The sequence below is a fragment of the Pantoea sp. SOD02 genome, assembly GCF_024707505.1.
GTDB lineage: Bacteria > Pseudomonadota > Gammaproteobacteria > Enterobacterales > Enterobacteriaceae > Pantoea > Pantoea symbiotica.
Genome location: NZ_CP102604.1, coordinates 1,064,491 through 1,082,487, shown reverse-complemented (window position 1 = coordinate 1,082,487; position 17,997 = coordinate 1,064,491). Strand labels below are relative to the sequence as shown.

Sequence of the window (17,997 nt, the reverse complement as noted above, 5' to 3'; positions counted from 1 at the left end):
GGATTAGTCCTGTAGGCGGGCGATCTCTTCACCAAAATCGCGGATATCTTCGAAGCTGCGATAGACCGAGGCAAAGCGAATGTAGGCGACTTTATCGAGTTTTTTCAGCTCATCCATCACCAGATTGCCGATCAGTGCGCTTGGCACTTCGCGTTCGCCGGTGGCACGCAGCTGAGTTTTAATATGATTGACCGCGCTCTCAACCGCATCGGCGCTCACCGGGCGTTTTTCCAGCGCCTTGATCATGCCGCTGCTGAGCTTGTCTTCATTGAAAGGTTCACGCACATCATTGCTTTTCACCACGCGCGGCATCACCAACTCCGCCACTTCAAAGGTGGTAAAACGCTCATGACACACCAGACACTGACGACGGCGACGCACCGACGATCCTTCACTAACCAGACGAGAATCAATCACTTTGGTGTCCACAGCGGAGCAGAATGGGCAATGCATGAGGCTTCCTGATGCGAGATAAATAGGCCACACAGTGTAGCGCGATCGCGCCACAAAATGTATGTGTGTGGCACATAATGTGTGAATAGCGATTTGTGACATTAAGCCAAATGCAAGACATCTCCCTCATGTTCCCTCGTCAAAAAACCACTACGCTTAGAGAGCCGCCAGCAAGGCGGCCAACATCATAAAAATCTGGAGGATGTATGGGTCTGTTTGATTTCGTGAAAGATGCTGGAGAAAAACTGTGGGATGCCGTGAGTGGCGGTGGCGACGATGCCAGCAAGAAATTGCAGGATCACATTAACAAACTCGGTTTGCCCGACAGCGATAAGGTCAAGGTAGATGTGAAAGGCGACACCGTTACGGTAACCGGTGATGGCATTTCTCAGGAGTTGAAAGAGAAGATTCTGGTTGCAGCCGGTAACGTCGCGGGGATCACCAAGGTCGATGACAAGGTCACCACCAGCGATGCCGCTACGCCCGCGAAGTTCTACACCGTTAAAAAAGGCGATACCTTGAGTGCGGTATCGAAAGAGGTCTACGGAAATCCTAATCAATACAACAAGATTTTCGAGGCGAACAAGCCAATGCTGACGCATCCTGATAAGATCTACCCTGGCCAGGTTTTACGAATTCCCGAATAAAGAAAGGACATTGCATGACGATCAGGACGTTTTGGGCTCCGGCAGCACTCTCTTTGCTGGTTCTCAGTGGTTGTAGTTCAACGCCGGTTTCACCGCAGGTCAAAGAGTTGCATCAGGAAGTGAGTCAGCTTAACCAGCAGATGCGCAAACTGACCAATCAGGCAACGGCGCTGGAGATTCAGGGACAGCTGAACAGCCAATCCACCCAAGGCGCGTGGCTGTTGCCGCAAGCCAATACGCCGGTAGAACTGCAGACGCAGTTGGGTAAATTGCGTTTGTCACTCTCGCAGGTGGCGGGTGAAGCCAGCGGTAGTCGCGCCAACCTGAATATCCGCTCGACCGATGACCAGCCGATTCCGGCACTGCGCGCTACCGTGGTTTGGGGCGAAATGGATCCGGCCAGCGGCAAACCGCTTAACGCGGGCAGCCTGAGCCAGACCATCGACGTTCCGGCCGAGTTAATGCCACGCAGTTCGGTTAGCGTGCCGTTGCGGCTCAGCGGCTTAACCCCGGATCAACTCGGCTACGTGCGCGTGCATGAAGTGGAAGGCACAGCGGTAAATAAAACCGCGCCTTGAATACGCACGCTGTAGGGTCGCCATTTATGGTGACCTCTGTGCACGACGTCCTGATCGACAGGCATAAAAAAACGGGCTGCCACTGGCAGCCCGTTTACTTTCTGACTCAGCGTTACGGCAGAATCGAAGGCTGATCTGCGCCCTCTTTTTCCACTTTCTGCACCAGCATATGTTCACGCTTCATGCCCAGTTTCAGCGCCAGCGCTGAAGAGACATAAATCGATGAAATGGTACCGATGGTGACGCCGATCAGCATGGTCAGTGAGAAGCCTTTCAGCAACGCACCACCAAACACGAACAGGATCATGATCATCGCCAGCGTAGTGATGGAGGTGATCAAGGTACGGCTCAGCGTCTGGGTCAGCGATACGTTGGTGATGTCGTAAGAAGAACCGCGACGAATCTTGCGGAAGTTCTCACGAATACGGTCAGATACCACGATCTTGTCGTTAAGCGAGTAACCAATCACCGACATCAGCGAGGCGACAATCGTCAGATCAATTTCAACCCGTGACAGCGCCAGAATTCCGCAGGTGATGATCACATCGTGCGCCAGTGCCAGTACGGTGCCAAGCGCCAAACGCCACTCAAAGCGGAAGCCGATGTAGATCAAAATCGCAATCAACGCCGACAACAGCGCCATCGCACCGGCCTGCGCCAGATCGCTACCCACGCTTGGGCCAACAAACTCGACACGCTTCACGGTGGCGTTCTGCTGCGTGGTCTGGCTAATGGAAGCCAGCACTTTGTTGCCCAGTTCGGTGCCAGCATTGCCGGTCGCCGGAGGCATACGCACCATCACATCGCGGCTGCTACCAAAGTTCTGCACCAGCGGCTCTTCAAAGCCCGCTTTGACCAAACCTTCACGCAGCGCGTCGAGATCCGCTGGTTTTTCCAGGTTAATCTCAATCACCGTTCCGCCGGTAAAGTCGAGGCCCCAGTTGAAGCCTTTGACACCAACGATGGCGATTGACGCCACAATCAGCAAACCGGAGATGATGAAAGCCAGCTTATCCCAGCGCATAAAGTCGACGACTTTACGCCCGTGGTTTAGCTGCTCAATACTATATTCCTGTGCCACAACGCACTCCTCAGATAGACAGCTTGTTGATGCGTTTGCCGCCGTACACCAGGTTAACGATGGCACGGGTGCCGACGATAGCGGTAAACATCGAGGTTGCGATACCGATAGCGGTAGTAATCGCAAAGCCTTTGATTGAACCGGTACCGACCGCATAAAGAATGATGACTTTAATCAGCGTAGTGACGTTGGCGTCGACGATACTGGAGAAGGCGCCTTTATAGCCTTCATGAATCGCCTGCTGTACCGAGCGTCCGTTACGCAACTCTTCTTTAATACGTTCGTTAATCAACACGTTAGCATCGACCGCAACCGCCAGCGTCAACACGATACCGGCAATACCCGGCATGGTGAGCGTTGCGCCTGGTAGCAGTGACATGATGCCGACAATCAGCACCAGGTTACACAGCAGTGCGCTGGTCGCGATAAGACCAAACTTCTTGTAGAACACCACCATGAACAGAATGGAGGCAATCAAACCCCACAGGCAGGCTTCAAGGCCTTGTGTGATGTTCTGCTGACCCATGGTTGGGCCGATAGTACGCTCTTCTACAATCTGGATTGGCGCAATCAACGCACCCGCGCGCAGCAGCAGCGACAGCTGACGTGCTTCGTTTGGATTATTGATGCCGGTGATACGGAAGCTGTTACCGAGGCGCGACTGAATGTTCGCCACGTTAATCACTTCTTCCTGTTTCACCAGAATCGAACGGCCGTTGGCATCTTTCTTACCGCTGTCTTTGTACTCCACAAACAGGGTCGCCATCGGCTTGCCGATATTGTCCTTGGTGAAGTTCGACATCATGTTGCCGCCCGCGCCATCCAGTGAAATGTTCACCTGCGGCTGGTTGTACTCATCCATGCTCGACGTGGAATCGGTGATGTGATCACCGGTCAGAATCACACGCTTGTACAGCACCACTGGCTGGCCTTCGCGGGTTTTCTTCACTTCCGAATCGCCCGGCACACGTCCGCTGGCCGCTGCAGTTGGATCAACGCTGGTGTTCACCAGACGGAATTCCAGCGTGGCAGTTGCGCCCAGAATCTCTTTAGCGCGCGCGGTGTCCTGAATACCCGGCAGCTCGACCACGATGCGATCAGAACCCTGACGCTGCACCAGCGGTTCGGCAACGCCGAGCTGGTTAACACGGTTACGCAGAATGGTGATGTTTTGCTGCACCGCATATTCACGCGCTTCGCTCAGGCGCGCATCGCTCATCACCGCACGCAGCGAATCGCTGCCCTGGCTTGAGATCACCAGATCGCGGTGGCGAGTAGACAAGTAGCTGATTGCCGCGTCACGGCTGGCGCCGTCACGGAAACGCACTTCTACGCCATAGTTCGCGATTTTATTAACGGTGGTATACGGAATGCTTTTGTCGCGCAGATCGCTGCGCAGGCTGTCGGCGTTCTGCTCTTGCAGTTTGCCCAGAGCCGTATCCATATCCACTTCCATCAGGAAGTGAACGCCGCCGCGCAGATCAAGACCGAGTTTCATCGGTTCCGCGGCCAGCATGCTCAGCCAGCGAGGGGTTGCCGGCGCGAGGTTGAGTGCCACAATGTAGTCTTCGCCCAGCGCGGTGGTGATAGCATCACGCGCGCGCAGCTGCACATCCTGCGTTGCAAAGCGGGCCAGAATGGCACCATTTTCCAGAGCGAGGGATTTGCTCTCGATATTGTCTTGTTTTAATACGGTCTGGATCTGATCCAACGTTTGCTCACTGGCGGCGCCACCGCGCGCACCAGTGATCTGAACGGCCGGATCCTCACCATAAAGGTTAGGAAGCGCATAGAGCAGGCCGACGAGAATCACGACGACCAGCATGATGTACTTCCACAAAGGATAACGGTTTAACACGGCAGTTCCCTTCGGGAAGAAAAAATTACAGCGCCTTCAAAGTACCTTTCGGCAGAACGGCGGCCACGAAATCACGTTTAACAACTACTTCAGTGGTGTCGTTCAGGGCAATAGAAACATAGCCAGTTTCTGCCACTTTGGTCACACGGCCAACTAAACCACCGCTGGTCAGCACTTCATCACCTTTAGAGATGGAATCCATCAGCTTCTTGTGATCTTTAGTACGCTTCTGCTGCGGACGCAGAATCATGAAGTAGAAGATCAGACCAAATACCACCAGCATGATCACCAGAGAATACGGACTTCCCTGAGACGGTGCGCCTGCTGCGGCTACGGCGTCAGAAATGAAAAAGCTCATTAAATTTCCCTCATTGATGAATTATCAGACGTTCAGCGGAGGAACCGCCTTCCCCGTCCGTTGGTAGAACTCGCTAACAAAGTGCTCTAATTTACCCTCTTCGATAGCCTTACGTAAACCGGCCATCAAACGCTGGTAATAGCGCAGATTGTGAATCGTATTCAGGCGTGCGCCCAGTATTTCGTTACAGCGATCAAGATGATGCAAGTAGGCGCGGCTATAATTGCGACAGGTGTAACAATCACACTCTGCATCCAGCGTAGCGGTGTCATCTTTATACCGGGCATTACGAATTTTCACCACGCCATCCGTAACAAACAGATGACCATTACGCGCATTGCGCGTTGGCATAACGCAGTCAAACATATCGATACCGCGGCGAACGCCTTCCACCAGATCTTCTGGCTTGCCGACGCCCATCAAATAACGCGGTTTGTCTTGCGGAATTTGCGGACAGACGTGCTCCAGGATTCGGTGCATGTCCTCTTTAGGTTCACCCACCGCCAGGCCGCCCACAGCGTACCCATCAAAGCCAATCTCTACCAGACCTTTAACGGAGACATCTCGTAAATCTTCGTAAACACCGCCCTGAATAATGCCGAATAATGCATTTTTATTGCCAAGCGAATCGAAGCGGTCACGGCTGCGCTGGGCCCAGCGTAATGACATCTCCATCGAACGTTTGGCGTAATCCCAATCTGCAGGATATGGCGTACATTCGTCGAAGATCATTACCACGTCAGAGCCGAGATCGAACTGGATCTCCATCGACTTTTCCGGATCGAGGAAAATCGGGTCGCCGTTAATCGGGTTACGGAAGTGCACGCCCGCTTCGGTGATCTTGCGAATATCGCCGAGGCTGAACACCTGGAAGCCGCCGGAATCGGTGAGGATCGGGCCTTGCCAGTTCATGAAATCGTGCAGGTCGCCGTGCAGTTTCATGATTTCCTGACCTGGGCGCAGCCACAGATGGAAGGTGTTGCCAAGCAGGATCTGCGCGCCGGTCTCTTTTACTTCTTCCGGCGTCATGCCTTTCACCGTGCCGTAGGTGCCCACGGGCATAAATGCCGGGGTTTCAACAACGCCACGATCAAAGACCAGACGGCCACGGCGCGCGCGCCCGTCGGTAGTATCTAATTCAAATTTCACATTAACCTCATTAGATAATCAGAGAAACAGTCTGATTATTAAGCCCCAACGGTTTCGTCAGGTGCCTGTGGATTACGGGTGATGTACATCGCATCCCCGTAGCTAAAGAAACGGTACTGCTCTGCCACCGCGCTGTGATAAGCCGCCATGGTGTGCTGATAACCGGCAAAGGCCGAAACCAGCATAATCAGGGTCGATTCCGGCAGGTGGAAGTTGGTGATCAGCGCATCGATCACCTGATAGTGATAGCCGGGATAGATGAAAATCTGCGTGTCATCGAAGAACGGGGCAATCAGCGCGTCCTGGCTGGCCTTCGCGGCGCTCTCCAGCGATCGCACTGAGGTGGTGCCCACGGCAACCACTTTGTTGCCGCGCGCTTTACACGCCAGCACCGCATCCACCACATCCTGCGGCACTTCCGCGTATTCGGCGTGCATGATGTGATCTTCAATGGTTTCCACGCGCACTGGCTGGAAAGTCCCTGCACCGACGTGCAGCGTGACGAACGCCATCTCGACGCCTTTGGCTTTCAGCGCCTCCAGCAGCGGCTCGTCAAAGTGCAAACCGGCGGTCGGCGCGGCGACGGCGCCCGGACGAACGCCGTACACGGTTTGGTACAGCTCACGGTCAGCATCTTCATCCGGACGATCGATATAAGGTGGCAGCGGCATATGGCCAACGCTGTTGAGAATATCCAGCACTGCACGGTCGTCTTCGAAAGCGATCTCAAACAGCGTGTCATGACGCGCCACCATTGTGGCTTTAACGCTTTCGTCATCGCCCAGCAGCAACTCTGCGCCCGGCTTGGGCGCTTTAGAAGCGCGCACGTGCGCCAACACGCGTTTGTCGTCCAGCATGCGCTCAACCAGCATCTCGATTTTCCCGCCGCTGGCTTTACGGCCAAAGACGCGCGCCGGAATCACGCGGGTGTTATTGAACACCAGCAGATCGCCCGGATTGAGCTTATCCATCACGTCTGTAAATACGCCGTGGCTTAATGCGCCACTTGGGCCATCCAGCGACAGCAAGCGGCAACCGCTTCGCTGCGCCTGCGGATAGTGGGCGATTAAGGATTCTGGCAACTCAAAGGTAAAATCGGCTACGCGCATGCTTCACTTCTTCAGGACTTAAAATCAGGCGGCATAGTCTAGCGGAAAAGCGGCAAATTCTGAACAACTGGCTGAGTTTCTGTGATTCTGCTTTTACACAAAATAATTCCAGGTGCAGGTAGGCGGTGAACGAGAGCAGCCAACGCACCTGTAACTTGAAGTATGACGTGTATATAATGCGCCATGAACTTTCTCGCTCACCTTCACCTGGCGCAGCTGGCTAACAGCTCTTTGCTGGGCAATCTCATGGCCGATTTCGTGCGCGGCAACGTGCAATCACAATGGCCTGCGCCGGTGGTGGCTGGCATTGCCATGCATCGTCGCCTCGATGTGTTAACTGATAATCTGCCCGAAGTGCGTACTGCGCGTGAGCTATTTCGCCCGGAAACACGCCGCGTGGCGCCCATCACGCTGGACGTTATTTGGGACCACTTCCTCGCGCTGCACTGGGAGAAAATTCACCCGACACAATCGCTGGTAGCGTTTACCGCTGCGGCAGAACAAGACATCGTGCCGCAGCTGGCGGGCACGCCGGAAGGTTTTATCGAACTGAATACAGTGATGTGGCGCGAACGCTGGTTTGAGCACTATGCCGAACCGACGCGGCTGGCGCGGGTGCTAAACGGCATGGCGCATCGCCGTCCGCGTCTGGCCGCGCTGCGCGATTCCTATCAGGATTTTGTTGATCACTATGATCAGCTTGAGCCGCTGTTTTTTCAGTTTTATCCGCGCTTAATGGCCGCCGCGCGGGCGCAGAAATTGTAATATTAGGTAATTCAAGACCTGTCTGTTGGACGGGAAATTTCCCATCCCCTACCCTTCGTGGCCTTAATCTTCGTCACACTTAGGGAAATCTCATGCAGCATCTTATTGCAAACCGGCTCGCAGAAGCCGGTCTTAGTTACACGCACATCATGGCGTTAGGGATAGTGATTGCCATTATCTTTGCCATCTCGTTAATCACTCATGCCATTCTGCACCGCGCCATTTTACCGCTTCTGCGTCGTTCTACCGAGAAAAGCAGCCGTCAGTGGCCGAAGGCGCTGATTAACAGCCGCCTGTTTAGCCGCAGCGTATGGCTGATGCAAGGCGTGCTATTCAAATTACAGACCGAACTGTTCCTGCACGACAGTTCTCAGATCTATCCTGCGCTGCTGATTTTCGCCCAGCTGTGGATGATGATCTTCGCTCTGCTGATGCTGTTCTCGCTGCTGGATCTGCTGCAGCAGCTCAGCGCAAACAGCATGCTGGCGCAGCAATTGCCGCTGCGCGGAATTATCCAGAGCGTGAAATTGATCGCCGCCATTTTAATGGTGATCATGATTATTTCGCTGCTGTTGGGTAAATCGCCTGGCGTATTGATCACCGGTCTCGGTGCCATGACGGCGGTGCTGATGCTGGTATTTAAAGATCCGATTCTCGGTCTGGTGGCCGGCATTCAGTTAGCCGCCAATAATATGCTGAAAATGAATGACTGGCTGGAGATGCCGAAATATGGCGCGGACGGTGCGGTTATCGATATTTCCCTGACCACGGTAAAAGTGCGCAACTGGGATAACACCATCGTGACCATTCCGGCTTATGCCTTAATTTCCGATTCCTTTAAAAACTGGCGCGGCATGTCGGAATCCGGCGGACGTCGCATTAAACGCAGCATTAATATCGATACCACCAGCATCACTTTCCTTGATGACGCCATGATGCAGCAGTTGAAAAGTGCGCATCTGCTCACGCCCTATCTGAATAGCAAAAGCGAAGAAGTGGCCGCGTGGAATGCGCAGTTGGGCTGTGATTTGGATTCACCGCTCAATGGTCGTCGTCTGACTAACGTCGGCACCTTCCGCGTCTGGTTGCAAAGCTGGCTGGAACAACATCCGCGCATTCATAAAGAGATGACGTTAATGGTGCGTCAGTTAGCACCGGGTGAAAACGGTTTACCTGTTGAGGTATACGTATTCACCAACACCACGGTATGGGCGGAGTATGAAAATATTCAAGCGGATATCTTCGACCATATATATGCGGTTCTGCCGACCTTTGGTCTGCGCGTACACCAATCGCCAACCGGTAACGACATGCGCCAGATTGGCGTGAGAACTCGCCACTAACGCTTCATCCCGCATAACCCGCCAGTGAAAATAAAAATTTCGCTGGCGGGCCTTCTCCCCCTCTTGTCACGCGCGAACATCTACGGCTTAATGAAACCTTTCTTAACTTTTGTTAAGTCCGTCACACAGCCAATACGCCATTTTTGGCGTCTGTTGTCGCTTCGCCAGCCTAAAAATCATAAGAGGGAAAGATGTCATCAGCTTCGCTTACCGAACTCGACGCACGTTATCATTTCGCCTGTGATGTTGCCAAAACCGCCGCCAGTCGGGCTTTATCCTGGTATCAGCAACGTCATCAATTAGTGGTTGAGCATAAGAAAGATCTGCAGGATGTGGTCAGCGAAGCCGATCGCAACGTGGAGGAATTGGTCAAGCATCTGATCCACGAACGCTTTCCTGACGATGCGGTGCTGGGCGAAGAGAGCGGCGGAGAAACTTCTGGCGCACGCTTTATCTGGGTGATCGATCCGATTGATGGCACCAGCAGCTTCCTCAATGGCTTGCACAACTGGTGCGTTTCGCTGGCGATTGTTTGTGAAAACGAAGCAGTAATCGGCGTGGTGTGCGATCCCAATCATCATGAAACCTTTCACGCCTGCCGAGGCAAAGGCGCCTGGGTAAATGATAAACGCATTCAGGCGCACAGCGCGCAGCAGCTCGATCAGGGATTGCTTGGTCTGAGCAGCTCCAACAGCCAACCGGTTGAACCTCTCACCACCTTTATTGGCGCATTACTGGCGCAGGGCGGCATGTTTATCCGTAACGGTTCGGGAGCGTTAATGAGTGCGTGGGCGGCTGCCGGTCGATTAATTGGTTACTACGAAGCGCATATGAATCCGTGGGATGGCTTGCCGGGCATCGTGCTGATGCGTGAAGCGGGCGGCATCACCAACGATTATCTTGGCAATCAGGGTTTGCAGAACGGCAATCCGGTGTTGCTAGCAAATGCGGTGATTTATCCGCAGCTGAAAGCGCTATTGCCTGCGCACGCTTCGATATAATTTCACTTCTTAGTTTAAGCTCGATAAATAATTCGGGCTTAACATTCACGCTTATTCACTTAAGATACACGCAAGTAATTTCTGATCCCCCATGAGATTCCTCTCTTTTTTTCCTTAATGATCCCACTCTAAATAAAAATGAGATATGCTTCTTCGGTCAAACATCCCTTAGTTATACTTATTTTCTCCTTTTGAAGTCTTTTCGGCGACAGGACGCGCCGAATTATTTTTTTCTAAACGCTATTCGTCCCCACCTAAAATTAATATCAATATGGATTTTGATTATGACACCCTCTCACCGCTATCGTGCGGACATTGACGGCCTGCGCGCTGTTGCCATTATTCTGGTTGTGTTATTCCATTCCGGTGTTTCCGCGTTAAACGGCGGTTTTATTGGCGTTGATCTGTTCTTTGTTATTTCTGGTTTTCTGATTGGCGGAATCATTAGCAAAGAAATATCTGAAGGACATTTCTCGTTTTATCAATTTTATTTGCGCCGTATTCGCCGTATCGCGCCCGCGCTATTTTTTATGATGGCGATATTGCTGTTGCTCGGATTTATTCTGCTTTCACCACTGGAGTTTAGCCAGCTGGCGAAATACAGCGTGGCGGTATTTATCTCCGTGCCCAATATGTTATTGCTGAAAAGTGGTGACTATTTCAGCAGCGATGCCGATCTCAATCCGCTGTTGATGACCTGGTCACTGGGCGTCGAAGAACAATTCTATATCGTGCTGCCGTTTATTCTCCTGCTGGCGGCACGCCTAAAGCGCTCAATGGCGAGTGTGGTGCTGGTACTTAGTGCGCTGTCGCTGGCGGCCTGCATCTGGCTGACACCGCTTGCCAGCACCCATGCGTTCTACCTGTTGCCGACGCGTGCGTGGGAAATGGGTGCAGGCGTGCTAATGGCTTTGTGGAAGCCAAAGCCGCTGGAAGGGCGAGCGGCTAACCTGCTCAATCTGCTCGGCTGGTTGCTGATCGTGGCCGCCAGCCTGATGCTCAGTAAACAAGACAGCTTCCCCGGCTGGCTGGCGCTGATCCCGGTACTGGCTGCCTGTCTGATGATTGGCGCACGCAGTGAGCTAAATAAACGATTACTGGAAAACGCGCCGATGCGCTTTATCGGCAAAGTTTCCTATTCCTGGTATTTGTGGCACTGGCCACTGCTCAGTCTGGCGCGCATTTGTAGCGACCATCCGCTCAGCGTCTGGCAAGGATTGACCATCAGCGGCGTAGCATTGGGCATTGCCTGGCTGTCATGGCGTTTTGTCGAGCAGCCGTTCCGTCAGGCAGGCAGCCGCACGCGTTGGGTTATTCCCGGTTATTGCGCCTCATCGATGATTGCTGCCGCTGTGATGGTGCTGCTGTGGCAAACCGGCGGCATGAAGTCGCGCGTGAGTGATGTGGTGGTGAACGGCGAATCATGGAAGATTGCGGCGCAGCGCAATCCGTGTCTGCTGGATTACGGCCCTAACTTCCCATCGCAACTCGCCGAGTGTCAGCCGGTAACTGATCGTCCCGGCATCGCGTTGATTGGTGATAGCCACGCGGCCGCCCTGCGCAGCTCGGTAACAAGCTACGCCTTGCGCCAGGATAAGCCGCTGTTCCAGCTCACCAAAGCCTCGTGCCCTTTCCTGCTTGACGCCACGCGCGTGGTCAGCCAAATGCCAAAACACGCGCAGCAGTGCATCAACTTCAATCAGGAGGTACTGAAGCTGGTGCTGAGCGACAAGATTGATGAAGTGGTGATCAGTGCTTATTGGGCGGCTGGCATGAGCCTGTTGCCGGGCGAAGGTTTCAGCGCCATCGGCGATGCCCAGCAAAGTAATCTGGAAGCGCTCAAACGAGGCATGGACGCCGCGTTGGCACAGCTGCGTCAGGCCGGAAAAAAAGTCACCGTGATTGATGGAGCGCCAACAATAGAGATCGACCCTTTGCGCTTCAGCCATAACCGTAACATGCCGATTCGTCGCGAACTGAGCGCTTTACTGGGCAACGGGGAAGCACCGCCGCGATTAAGCGAACGCACCACACTTTTTCAGTTACCCGATGAAGCGGTTGAGGCATTGTTGAAAAGCTATCAGCAGCAAGACGTACGCGTGCTGACGCTACGCGACAAGTTGTGCAATGAGCAGGGTTGTATGATCATCAGTGAAGGATTGCCGCTCTATTACGACCACAATCATCTGAGCCCATTGGGTGGTGAGATTGCGTTAGGAAAGAATTGGTAAAACAGGATGAACGGGGCGCCGCAAAAAGCGCCCCGTTCACTCATCATCAGCTTTTACGCTTTTTCACCAGCGGCCACGCCAGCAACAGCAGCGCAATCCAGCTGAAACCAACGTACAGCGATACGCGCGTATCCGGGAAGTAACCAATCAGTCCAATAATGAAGGCCAGGAACAGCACGCCGAACCATGCGGTGGTGCTGCCGCCCGGCATGGCAAAATCCAGCTTGCCGGCTTGCTCTTTACCAATCTTGCGGCGGAAGGCGATCTGCGAAAGCAGAATCATGATCCACACCCAAACGGTAGCAAAGGTCGCCAGCGAGGCGATGACCAGGAACACTTTCTCCGGCATCAGGTAGTTGAGATACACCGCAATCAACATCGCCAGCATCATCACCAAAACGGTCACCCACGGAATCCCGCGATTCGATACCTTCTGGAATACCTTCGGTGCGTGGCCCTGCTGCGCCATGCCGTGCAGCATACGTCCCACGCCAAACACATCGCTGTTAATCGCCGACAGCGACGCCGTCAGCACCACGAAGTTCAGGATCGATGCCGCCGCCGCAATGCCCAAATGCTGGAAGGTCAGCACGAACGGACTGCCGGAAGTGCCCACCTGATTCCACGGATATATCGACATGATGACGAACAGCGTACCAACGTAGAACACCAGAATACGCATCGGTACGGAGTTGATGGCGCGTGGAATCGAGGTTTTCGGATCTTCCGCTTCACCGGCGGTAATGCCGATAATCTCAATCCCGCCGTAAGCAAACATCACCATCTGCAGTGACAGCAGCATGCCGACGATGCCGTGCGCGAAGAAGCCGCCGTTAGTCCACAGATTGTGAATGCCGGTCGGCTGGCCGCCGTTGCCGATGCCCCAGAAAATCATGCCGAAGCCGGCGATGATCATGATGATGATGGTGGCGACTTTGAAGAAGGAGAACCAGAACTCCACTTCGCCAAACACTTTCACGCTCATCAGGTTGATGGCGCCGATAATCAGCACCACGCTCAGCACCCAAATCCAGTGCGGCACATCGGGGAACCACACGCCCATGTAGATACCAAAAGCCGTTACGTCGGCAATCGCCACAATCAGGATTTCAAAACAGTAAGTCCAGCCGGTGATGTAACCCGCCAGCGGGCCGAGATAATCCTGCGCATAGCGCGAGAATGAGCTGGCCTGCGGGTTGTTGACCGACATCTCACCCAGCGCACGCATGATGATGTACGCCACCGCACCGCCGATGATGTACGCCAGCAGCACGCTTGGGCCTGCCATTTTGATGGCATCCGCCGAGCCGTAAAACAGCCCGGTGCCAATCGCCGATCCCAGCGCCATAAAGCGAATGTGGCGCGTGCTCAGTCCGCGTTTGAGCTTATTGGTTTCTTGCATAACACTCAGTACCTTGAAAATGAAAAACCACGGGCAAGCCCGTGGTTGGAATTAACAGCAATGTCGCTTACTGATGAACTGCGACCTGCTCACGTCCTTTTGCCCGATCAACCACCGCAGCAATCACCAGCATCGCCAGCGATGGCGGCAACCAGGAGAGTCCCTGATCGGCCAGCGGCAGATGCTGACTGAACAGCGGCAACACGTCTTTAAAGCTGGTGGTTTTGATGGCATCAACGATACCGAACAGCAGGCTTACCAGCATGGTCGGCGCGATGATACGCGAACTTTTGTTCCAGAGCTTCAGCGTGAAGCTCAGGACCACCAGCACGATGCATGGCGGATAAATCGCCGTCAGCACCGGAATCGAGATCTGAATCAGATGGCTCAGGCCGAGGTTCGACACCACCATTGAGAACAGACCCAGAATAAATACCAGCGTTTTATACGACAGCGGAACGTATTGCGCAAAGAATTCTGCACAGGCGCAGGTCAGGCCAACCGCCGTCACCATGCAGGCGACGAAGATCAGCGCGGCGAGGAAGAAGCTGCCCATGCCGCCAAACGTCTGCTGCACGTAAGCATGCAGAATCTCAGCACCGTTGGCGCTCTGCGCCACTAATGCGCCGCTATCGTTACCGAGCTTGAACAGCGTCAGGTAAATCAGCGTCAAACCGATACCGGCGATGATGCCCGCCAGCATGGTGTAGCGCGTCAGCAGTTTGGCATCCTCAACACCGCGAGAACGCGCTGCATTGACGATAACGATACCGAACACCAGCGCACCCAGCGTATCCATGGTCAGATAACCATTGACGAAACCGCTGGAGAAGGCCGCACGCTGATACTCTTCGGTACCCGGCGAAACGCCACCGGCAGGCCAGATCAGTACGGCAACGCCGAGCACAATCAGCGCCAGAATTTTCAGCGGTGCGAGGAAGTGTCCAACGGTATCCAGCAGTTTGCCCGGATACAGCGAGATGCCGATCACCAGCGCGAAGTAAATAAGGCTATAGATGAACAGCGGCAGCGCGCCATCGCCGGTCAGCGGTGCAATACCAACGGCAAAGGAAACGGTAGCGGTACGCGGCGTGGCAAACAGCGGGCCAACAGCCAGGTAACATACGGTCGCCAGCAGCAAGCCTGCGGCTTTACCAATCGGTGAGCTCAGCGCATCAATGCCGCCGCCCACGCGCGCCAGCGCGATAACGGTGATCACCGGTAAGCCGACAGCGGTAATCAGGAAGCCGAAGGCAGCAATCCAAACGTGTTCGCCAGACTGAATCCCCACCATCGGTGGGAAGATGATATTTCCTGCGCCAACGAACAGGGCAAACGTCATGAAGCCCAGCGCCAGGATATCCTTGGAGGTTAAACGATGTGTCATAAACTTCTGTACTGCCTGTAGCTGATGTTGCGGTGGAAGTTGAGTTCGTGTTGTCCTCTGGATGCGCTAAAACAAGGACTTATTCGGCAAGACCAGCGTGTTATGCGGGACTAATCGTTAAAGCGCAGGTGATTTAATCTACTTTTCTTCTGTTCGCAGAGGGATAAATCGACAACGGCGCAAATTAGAACGTTTATAGCGAAGAAAGGCAATACGGGATCGGAAAACCAGAAGGATATAACAAGATAGCGGGAGAAAGCAGTGAATCACGGTGGAATTGTAGGAAAACACCTCAGATGATTTGCTAAAAGTTTCCTCAGCGCGGGAGATCTCTTTGCATAAATCGACCTGCAGATGCACAAAAGGCGCGATTTACGCGCCTGTTTGGCTAACTTTACGGAATTACCAGACTGTTCTTGCTATATCGACCACCAGACGAATCTTCTGCCACTGCTGCTCTTCGCTCAGGCTGTTGCCCTCTTCGGTAGAAGCAAAGCCACACTGCGGGCTGAGGCAGATTTGATCGAGGCTGACGAACTGTGCTGCTTCCTGCAGACGCGCTTTTACCTGTTCCGCATCTTCCAGCTCGCCGGTTTTGGTGGTGATCAAACCCAGCACCACTTGCTGATGGCCAGGCTTGAGGAAGCGCAGCGGCTCGAAGCCACCGGAACGTTCGTTGTCATACTCAAGGTAGAAAGCATCGATATTCACGCCGCCAAACAGCACTTCAGCGACCGGCTCATAACCACCTTCGGAGATCCAGGTTGAGCGGAAGTTACCGCGACACACATGCAGCCCGACGGTCAGATCTTCTGGCTTACCTTCCAGCGCGGTATTCAGCACCTCAGCATAGATGCGCGCCAGTTCCTGCGGATCTTCACCACGTTCGCGGATCTGCTGCTGCTGTTCGGTAGAGCACAGATACGCCCACACCGTGTCATCCAGTTGCAGATAACGGCAGCCTGCTGCGTAAAACGCTTGAATTGCGTCTTTGTAGGTCTGCGCCAGATCGGCGAAGTAATCTTTCAGTTCGGGATAGACCGTGGCATCGATCACCTTGCGGCCACCGCGGAAGTGCAGCACGCTTGGGCTGGGAATGGTCATCTTGGCAACCGCATCGCCCGCTACGCTTTGCAGGAAGCGGAAATGATCCAGCATTGGGTGTTCAGGATTAAAGGCTACTTTACCGGTGACTTTCACGCCGTGCGCTTTGGTCTGCACGCCATTGAACTGAATGCCCTGCTCCGCTTCGAACAGCTCAACGCCGTGCAGATCGCCGAAGAAATCGAAGTGCCACCATGCGCGACGGAATTCACCATCGGTAACGATCTGCAGACCGTTGGCGCGCTGCTGCTCCACCACATGACGGATTTCACGATCTTCCACCTGACGCAGTTGATCAGCATTGATGTCACCATTGGCAAACTGCACACGCGCCTGCTTGATGGCAGCGGGACGCAGAAAACTGCCGACGGTATCGGCGCGGAATGGGTTGTGACGTGGCATCTTATCTCCTCGCTGAGCGCTTAGTTGCGTCAGGGTATAATTTCACTGGGTTATCTCAGCCATCTGGACGGCTATATGTCCAAGAAGAATGCCACGCTGTTACAATTTCGGCAACGGAAGAAAATTCAGCTTACATGAAACTATTTCATGTTCAGATGCACGTTCTTCAATTTCCCTCAATGGCCGCCCGCGCTTGCGCCATCTGGCTATCTGACAACGGCAAATAGCCAGCTTCGCTCACCCGACGCTGGCCTTGTGGCGACAACACCTGATGCAGAAAGGCATTCACCAACGGAGGCAGCGGTTTGCCGGGCGCTTTGTTGACGTAGATATAGAGCGGGCGCGACCACGGATAGCGGCCGCTGCGAATGGATTCGGCATCCGGCATCACGCTGTCGCCGTTCGTCGTGACCACCGGCAGCATTTTCACGCCGCTGAGATGAAAGCCAAAACTGGCGTAACCGATGCTGTTAGGCGTGGCGGCAACGGCTTGCACCACCGCAGCGGAACCGGGGAATTCCGCGACGTCAGCACGAAAATCGCCTTTACACAGCGCCTGCTGCTTGAAGAAACCCCAGGTACCCGACGCCGAGTTACGGCCATAACGTTGGATGCTGCGCGTTGCCCACTGGCTGTCGCTCAAGCCGAGATCGCCCCAGCGCTGCAGCACCTGCTGTCCGCCGCACAGACGCGTGATGGAAAACAGCGCATCGAGTTGTTGCGGCGCGATACGCGGCAGCGGATTGTCCTGATTGACCACCACCACCAGCGCATCCATCGCCACCGGCACCGCCAGCGGCGGATAGCCGTAGCGCGCAATGAAAAGTTGACGTTCGTCGATCTGCATCGGGCGGCTCATCGCGCCCAATTGTGCAGCACCGGCGGCCAGCGCGGTCGGTGCGGTAGACGATCCCGCCGCCTGCACCTGAACGTTCACGCCCGGCGACTGGCGGCTAAAATCCTCGCCCCATAAGGTCATCAGATAACCCAACGTATCCGATCCGACGCTGCTCAGATTGCCGGTTAGCATGGTTTGTTGGCCGTGTGCTAAAGCAGAGCAAAGCAACAAGAGGGATAGCAACAGCGATTTCATTGGCGATTCCGCAATTTAATGAGACGCCTATTCTGG

At 54.2% G+C, this 17,997-nt stretch carries 16 protein-coding genes; 6 read left to right on the top strand and 10 right to left on the bottom strand.

The window, feature by feature from the left end; translation table 11 throughout:
- Positions 1–3: 3 nt before the first annotated feature.
- Positions 4–453 (bottom strand): transcriptional regulator NrdR, encoded by a 450-nt coding sequence (nrdR, locus tag NR302_RS04915; protein ID WP_008103978.1) that lies wholly within the window; start codon positions 451–453, stop codon positions 4–6.
- A 206-nt stretch (positions 454–659) separates the two neighbouring features.
- Here nrdR and lysM point away from each other — a divergent pair, with 206 nt between their 5' ends.
- Together lysM and NR302_RS04905 are read left to right on the top strand one after the other, a co-directional pair.
- The gene (gene lysM, locus NR302_RS04910) at positions 660–1,100 is read left to right on the top strand and encodes a peptidoglycan-binding protein LysM (protein ID WP_008103980.1); all 441 of its coding nucleotides are present in this window, start codon (positions 660–662) and stop codon (positions 1,098–1,100) included.
- 14 nt (positions 1,101–1,114) lie between these two features.
- Positions 1,115–1,678, top strand: coding sequence for a DUF3251 domain-containing protein (locus tag NR302_RS04905; RefSeq protein WP_154153624.1), 564 nt, complete (start codon positions 1,115–1,117; stop codon positions 1,676–1,678).
- Positions 1,679–1,790: 112 nt separating this feature from the next.
- On the opposite strand, the gene secF is transcribed toward NR302_RS04905, so the two are convergent.
- The 5 genes from secF to queA are packed head-to-tail and all read right to left on the bottom strand — an operon-like array spanning position 1,791 to position 7,233.
- Positions 1,791–2,759 (bottom strand): protein translocase subunit SecF, encoded by a 969-nt coding sequence (gene secF / locus NR302_RS04900; RefSeq protein WP_008103986.1) that lies wholly within the window; start codon positions 2,757–2,759, stop codon positions 1,791–1,793.
- Between the two features lie 10 nt (positions 2,760–2,769).
- Complete coding sequence (secD, locus tag NR302_RS04895) at positions 2,770–4,617, bottom strand: protein translocase subunit SecD (RefSeq protein ID WP_071531647.1); 1,848 nt, start codon at positions 4,615–4,617, stop codon at positions 2,770–2,772.
- 25 nt (positions 4,618–4,642) lie between these two features.
- Positions 4,643–4,975: a preprotein translocase subunit YajC gene (gene yajC, locus NR302_RS04890; protein ID WP_008103990.1), complete on the bottom strand. Its 333-nt coding sequence runs from the start codon at positions 4,973–4,975 to the stop codon at positions 4,643–4,645.
- Positions 4,976–4,999: 24 nt separating this feature from the next.
- Positions 5,000–6,124, bottom strand: a complete 1,125-nt coding sequence (gene tgt, locus NR302_RS04885; protein ID WP_061717469.1) for a tRNA guanosine(34) transglycosylase Tgt — start codon at positions 6,122–6,124, stop codon at positions 5,000–5,002.
- Between the two features lie 38 nt (positions 6,125–6,162).
- Complete coding sequence (gene queA, locus NR302_RS04880) at positions 6,163–7,233, bottom strand: tRNA preQ1(34) S-adenosylmethionine ribosyltransferase-isomerase QueA (RefSeq protein WP_061717470.1); 1,071 nt, start codon at positions 7,231–7,233, stop codon at positions 6,163–6,165.
- Positions 7,234–7,416: 183 nt separating this feature from the next.
- Here queA and NR302_RS04875 point away from each other — a divergent pair, with 183 nt between their 5' ends.
- The 4 genes from NR302_RS04875 (at position 7,417) to NR302_RS04860 (ending at position 12,573) form a co-directional block, all read left to right on the top strand.
- Complete coding sequence (locus tag NR302_RS04875; protein WP_258144700.1) at positions 7,417–7,998, top strand: ACP phosphodiesterase; 582 nt, start codon at positions 7,417–7,419, stop codon at positions 7,996–7,998.
- A 92-nt stretch (positions 7,999–8,090) separates the two neighbouring features.
- Complete coding sequence (locus tag NR302_RS04870) at positions 8,091–9,341, top strand: mechanosensitive ion channel family protein (RefSeq protein ID WP_258144699.1); 1,251 nt, start codon at positions 8,091–8,093, stop codon at positions 9,339–9,341.
- Positions 9,342–9,532: 191 nt separating this feature from the next.
- Positions 9,533–10,342 carry an inositol monophosphatase gene (locus tag NR302_RS04865; protein WP_258144698.1) on the top strand — a complete coding sequence of 270 codons (810 nt, stop codon included), beginning with the start codon at positions 9,533–9,535 and terminating at the stop codon, positions 10,340–10,342.
- 284 nt (positions 10,343–10,626) lie between these two features.
- The gene (locus NR302_RS04860) at positions 10,627–12,573 is read left to right on the top strand and encodes an acyltransferase family protein (protein ID WP_258144697.1); all 1,947 of its coding nucleotides are present in this window, start codon (positions 10,627–10,629) and stop codon (positions 12,571–12,573) included.
- 46 nt (positions 12,574–12,619) lie between these two features.
- On the opposite strand, the gene proY is transcribed toward NR302_RS04860, so the two are convergent.
- The 4 genes from proY to NR302_RS04840 form a co-directional block, all read right to left on the bottom strand.
- Positions 12,620–13,975, bottom strand: coding sequence for a proline-specific permease ProY (gene proY / locus NR302_RS04855; RefSeq protein ID WP_154191731.1), 1,356 nt, complete (start codon positions 13,973–13,975; stop codon positions 12,620–12,622).
- Between the two features lie 67 nt (positions 13,976–14,042).
- Positions 14,043–15,362, bottom strand: coding sequence for a branched-chain amino acid transporter carrier protein BrnQ (gene brnQ / locus NR302_RS04850; protein WP_008104007.1), 1,320 nt, complete (start codon positions 15,360–15,362; stop codon positions 14,043–14,045).
- Between the two features lie 402 nt (positions 15,363–15,764).
- Positions 15,765–16,868: a cobalamin-independent methionine synthase II family protein gene (locus NR302_RS04845; protein ID WP_258144696.1), complete on the bottom strand. Its 1,104-nt coding sequence runs from the start codon at positions 16,866–16,868 to the stop codon at positions 15,765–15,767.
- Positions 16,869–17,034: 166 nt separating this feature from the next.
- Entirely contained in the window at positions 17,035–17,961 is a 927-nt protein-coding gene (locus NR302_RS04840; RefSeq protein ID WP_258144695.1) for a PstS family phosphate ABC transporter substrate-binding protein, read from the bottom strand.
- Positions 17,962–17,997: the final 36 nt, after the last annotated feature.